Genomic DNA, 4826 nt, shown 5'->3' on the forward strand with positions numbered 1-4826 from the left:
TGGTGCCAATGCGCGAATCACCGCCTAACATGCCAGGAATGCGCCACGATCGCCTACCCGACGGATTCGGGGTGCGGATCGATCCACGGGTACGCGCATACTCCGGGGGACGCATCCTGATCGGGGGTTCACCCGCCCGGTTGCTGCGACTTGCCCCGGAGGCCGCCGAGATGATCGGCGACGGGTACCTCGAGGTCACCGGCCCGAAGTCCGCCGTTGTTGCCAGACGGCTGCTCGACTCCGGCGTCGGTAATCCGCGCCCCCGTTTGCTGCCGTCCCTCGACGATGTGACCGTGATCGTGCCACTGCACAACAATGCCGACGGCCTCGCCCGATTGCTCGCGGCATTGCGCGGACACAATGTGATCGTCGTCGACGACGGTTCGGATCAGCCTGTCGAGATCCCGCGCAACCGTGGCACCCGCTGCCGGGTGACCGTGCTGCGCCACGACCGCAGACAGGGGCCGGCCGCCGCGCGCAATGCCGGGTTGCGGGCCGCGACAACCGACTTCGTCGCCTTCCTGGACTCCGATGTGGTCCCGCGCAGCGGCTGGCTCGAGGTGATGCTCGGACACTTCAGCGATCCGGAGGTCGCGCTGGTCGCGCCGCGGATCGTCGCGCTGGATCCGGAGTCGAACGCGCTCGCGCGCTATGAGCACACCCGCTCCTCGCTCGATCTCGGTCGGCGCGAATCGGCCGTGCAGTCGCGCGGACTGGTCTCGTATGTGCCGAGCGCAGCCATGCTCGTGCGCCGCAGGGCGCTGCTCGCGCAGGACGGGTTCGACGAGACGATGCAGGTGGCCGAGGACGTCGATCTGTGCTGGCGGCTGGAGCAGGCGGGCTGGCGGCTGCGTTATGAGCCTGCGGCGCACGTCGCGCACGATCATCGAATCTCGTTCCGCGCCTGGTTCGGTCGCAAGCTGTTCTACGGCACCGGTGCCGCGCCGCTGGGCGAGCGGCATGCGGGCATGGTGACGCCGCTGTCGGTGCCGTTCTGGACGGTGGTCGCGACCATGCTGTTCGCCACGCTGACGAAGTGGGGACTGCTCGGCGGACTCATCACCCTGGTGACCGCGCTGGCCCGACTACGCCGGGTTTTCACTGGACTGGACAACCCGACCCGGATCGCGGCGATCTATCTGGCGCGCGGCTATTTCGCGGGTATCTGGCGACTGGCCTCGGCGATGTGCCGGCACTATTGGCCGGTCACCATGTTGGCGATGATTCTTTCCCGGCGGGTCCGGCGCATCGCGGTCACCATGGCGGTGGCGGACGGTCTGGCCGACTGGTTCACCCATCGCGACGCGGGCGGGCTCGACCCGTTCCGCTACGTGGCCTACAAGCGGATGGACGATATCGCCTACGGAACGGGCTTGTGGCTCGGCGCATTCCGCGCGCGCAGCCTGGAATCGCTCAAGCCGAGTACGCCCCGGAGCTGAATCGAACGTGTAATGGCTGTACCACCCGATGAGCTGATGTAGATGATCGACACACTGATCGTCGGTGGTGGTTCGGCCGGGTGTGTACTGGCGGCCCGGCTGAGCGCGGACCCGGAGCATCGGGTGCGGCTGCTGGAGGCGGGGCCGGTGTCGGCCGATCCGGCGGCACTGCTCGATGCGACTCGGATGCCGATCGGGCACGAATCACCGTGGGTGTGGCGATATCCCGTCACGCTGGCAGGTGCGGTCACCGGGAATATCGTGCGCGGCAAGGTGATCGGCGGATCGGGTGCGGTCAACGGCGGCTACTTCGTGCGGGCGACATCCGCGGATTTCGCCGCGTGGAGCAAGGAACTCGACGGCTGGTCCTTCGACGCGGTCCTGCCCGCCTATCGCCGACTCGAGCGCGACCACGACTTCGGCGACCAGCCGGGACACGGTACGGCAGGCCCGATACCGGTGCGTCGCCCCGCTGTTCCCGCGCCCCTGAGCTGCGAATTCGCCTCGGCATGTACGGCACTCGGCCTGCCATTCATCCCGGACCTGAACGCACTGCCCGGCACGGGTCCGGCCGATGGTTTCGGGCCGGTGCCGTGGAATATCGAGGACGGTCGGCGCGTCGACACCGGCTCGGCATATCTCGCGCCCGCGCTCGCGCGGCCGAATCTCACGGTGACCGGCGCCGTACTGGTGACCCGCATCCGTTTCCACGGCACGCGCGCCATCGGCGTGGACTATGTGCACGAGGGCAAGCCGGGCGCACTCGACGCGGATCGCATCGTGTTGTGCGCGGGCGCAATCGAATCCGCCGCGCTGCTGTTGCGCTCGGGTATCGGCGATCCGGAACGACTTCGGGCGCTCGATATTCCGGTGGTGCATCCCGCGCCCGTCGGCGCCGGGTTCAGCGATCACCCCGAGATCGGCATCGACTACCGCTTCGATCCGTCGCACGCGACTGTCGAAGGCATCCCGCTGGAATATGTGCTGGAACTCGACGATGCCGAAATCCGTCCGTACGCCGTAACGTTTACCCCGTATACCCAACGTTTGGGTGTGGCGCTCATGCGTCCGCATTCCGAAGGCGTGCTCCGGCTCCGTTCCGCCGATCCGACCGTGCCGCCGTACATCGATTACCGCTACTTATCGGAGTCGGCGGATCGGATGCGGTTACGGGAGGCGGTTACCGCGGCGCGCGAGATATTGCACGCGATACCGATGGTGCGCCCGCCGGAATCGATACCGGATGACGCGTGGCTGCACGCGAATCTGGCTACTTCGCAACATCTGTCGGGCACCTGCCGAATGGGCGGTGCGGAGGATGAGCGCGCGGTGGTCGATGAGCAGTGCCGAGTGCACGGCACGACCGGTTTATCGGTGGTGGATCTTTCCGTTGTTCCGGTGCCGCTGAGTCGCGGTCCGCAGGCGACGACGGTACTGATCGCCGAACGCGTCGCCGAATACCTCACCCAGGGGGTCTGGAAGATGGGTAGGTCACATTTGCGCGAGGTCTGAATGTGGTGTGACCTGGCGGACAAACGAAGGCAACCGCCCTTGTCCGAGTTATGCGCGCCGGTACAGTTTGGGGCGGAAAGAAAGGCAAATGGTCAGCAATCTTGCAGGTGGGCGGCCCCCACGGCACGGCGTCGAACCCGGCACTCAGCTCGGCGCACTGGAAGCCTATGCCGCACAAGCACACGGATATCTTAGCGCGGGTGGCGAGCAGCTGTCGCAGCTTGCCGGTCTGCTGCGTCCCGTCGTGCTCGAATCCTGGTTGCGCAGTGTTCGCGGCGGCGTCGACCCGATGGATACGCTCGACGGGCGCGGTCTGCGCGGCGCGGATCTGCAGCGCTACCGCGACGCACATCCGATTGCCGCATTGATGCCGCTGATCGACAAATTGCTCGTACAGGACACGGCCAGAACGGGTTTGATCGTCGCGGTCGCCGATCAGTTCGGCCGGGTGCTGTGGGTGCACGGCAATCCCGATCAGATCGATGCCGCCGCCGAAATCGGTCTGCGCGCAGGCGATGATCTCAGCGAACGCCGCATCGGCACGAATGCCGTCGGCCTGGTTGTGCGCACCGGGCGGGCCGCGTGGATCCATGGGCCCGAACACTTTCTGCACCGGATGCATCAGATCACCGGTGCCGCGGCGCCGGTGCACGATCCCGACGGCAGGCTGGTCGGGGTGCTGATGATCGCCGGGGGCGTGCGGGTGGCGAAGCCGGAGATTCTGGCCTTGGTGAAGGCGACCTCGACCGCGGCCGAAATGGATCTGCTGCTGACCGCGATGCGTGCGGGTCAGCGCGAGGCGGTGAGTCCGACCGGTGAAATCGCGGCGGCGCGATTGGGTCTGGATGTGCTCGGGCTCGGACAGCCGCTGCTGACCGTCGCGGGTGATCGAGTTCCGTTGTCGCAGCGGCACGCCGAGATTCTGCTGCTGCTCGCGGAACATCCGGAGGGGCTGGGCGCGGATCATCTCGCACTGCTGCTCGACGACACGGATCTGGACAACGGCACCATCCGCGCCGCCATGTCGCGATTGCGCGCGGTCGTCGGCCCGAACGTATTCGGTTCGCGCCCTTATCGGTTGCGGGTGCATATCGCAACCGATATCGAGGCGCTGCGGGCCGCGCTCGATTCCGGTGATGTCGATACCGCATTACGCCTGTACGCGGGTCCGGTCCTGCCGCGCTCGACCGCGCCGGGAATTATCGATATTCGCGATGAACTTCGGGTCCGGCTGCGGGCCGCGGTGCTCGGTTCCGGTGACGCCGCGGTGCTGCGTCGGTGGACCGCATGTGCGGAAGGGCGCGACGATGCCGCGGCCTGGGTCGCGTACCGCGCGACCATAGATCGCGATTCACCGCTGTATGCGCAGATCGAGGCCAAAATTCGGGTACTCGATCGGCGGCTCGGCGCGGATGCAACGCGGATGCAACGTTCCCGCTCATAGTCTGCACATCCGAAAGTGCTGTGTCTCACATCCGCGATCGAATTGTGGTCGCGGACACAGCTTTGCCCAGCTGTGTCGACCCAGCTGAGCACGCTGGACAGCCGACCAACTTTTTTTAGTGCAAAAAGTTCCTTTTTATTAACGAAGCGCCTAGTGTTCGCAATGCGGATCACATCCGTGTGATGTAGCTGACACCGCCGCGGCGCCCGCACCGCGGCAGCGACGTTGGAGGAGTGCTCGAGAGCTAGGCGCACGCGGGGCGCAATCTGTTTCGATCCCGCGCGGGTGTCGTCATGCCCCGCGCATTCGCCGAATCTTCTTGTGGTGGCGTCGAAGCCATGTGTCAACGCTGAACAGTGTTGCCGCAGCGGCTTATTCGTGCTGCCCGAATGCGTTCGGCGTGCTTTTTTACGCCGAACAAGGAGGCTCTG

General features: G+C 66.2%; 3 protein-coding genes. All 3 read left to right on the forward strand.

The window, feature by feature from the left end; genetic code table 11:
- Positions 1–38 precede the first annotated feature (38 nt).
- Positions 39–1439, forward strand: coding sequence for a mycofactocin biosynthesis glycosyltransferase MftF (mftF, locus tag ACQPZ2_RS06255; protein ID WP_040695816.1), 1401 nt, complete (start codon positions 39–41; stop codon positions 1437–1439).
- 42 nt (positions 1440–1481) lie between these two features.
- Positions 1482–2951 (forward strand): mycofactocin dehydrogenase MftG, encoded by a 1470-nt coding sequence (gene mftG, locus ACQPZ2_RS06260; protein ID WP_433524684.1) that lies wholly within the window; start codon positions 1482–1484, stop codon positions 2949–2951.
- An 88-nt stretch (positions 2952–3039) separates the two neighbouring features.
- Positions 3040–4395 (forward strand): GAF domain-containing protein, encoded by a 1356-nt coding sequence (locus ACQPZ2_RS06265; protein WP_433524685.1) that lies wholly within the window; start codon positions 3040–3042, stop codon positions 4393–4395.
- The last annotated feature ends 431 nt before the right edge of the window (positions 4396–4826 follow it).

Origin of the sequence: Nocardia pseudovaccinii (genome assembly GCF_050942345.1) — a bacterium.
Lineage (GTDB): Bacteria > Actinomycetota > Actinomycetes > Mycobacteriales > Mycobacteriaceae > Nocardia > Nocardia pseudovaccinii.

Bases quoted from the DNA above. Each gene is read 5' to 3' on its own strand.
- mftF (WP_040695816.1), top strand. From the start codon at position 39: ATGCGCCACGATCGCCTACCCGACGGATTCGGGGTGCGGATCGATCCA.
- mftG (WP_433524684.1), top strand. From the start codon at position 1,482: ATGATCGACACACTGATCGTCGGTGGTGGTTCGGCCGGGTGTGTACTG.
- ACQPZ2_RS06265 (WP_433524685.1), top strand. From the start codon at position 3,040: ATGGTCAGCAATCTTGCAGGTGGGCGGCCCCCACGGCACGGCGTCGAA.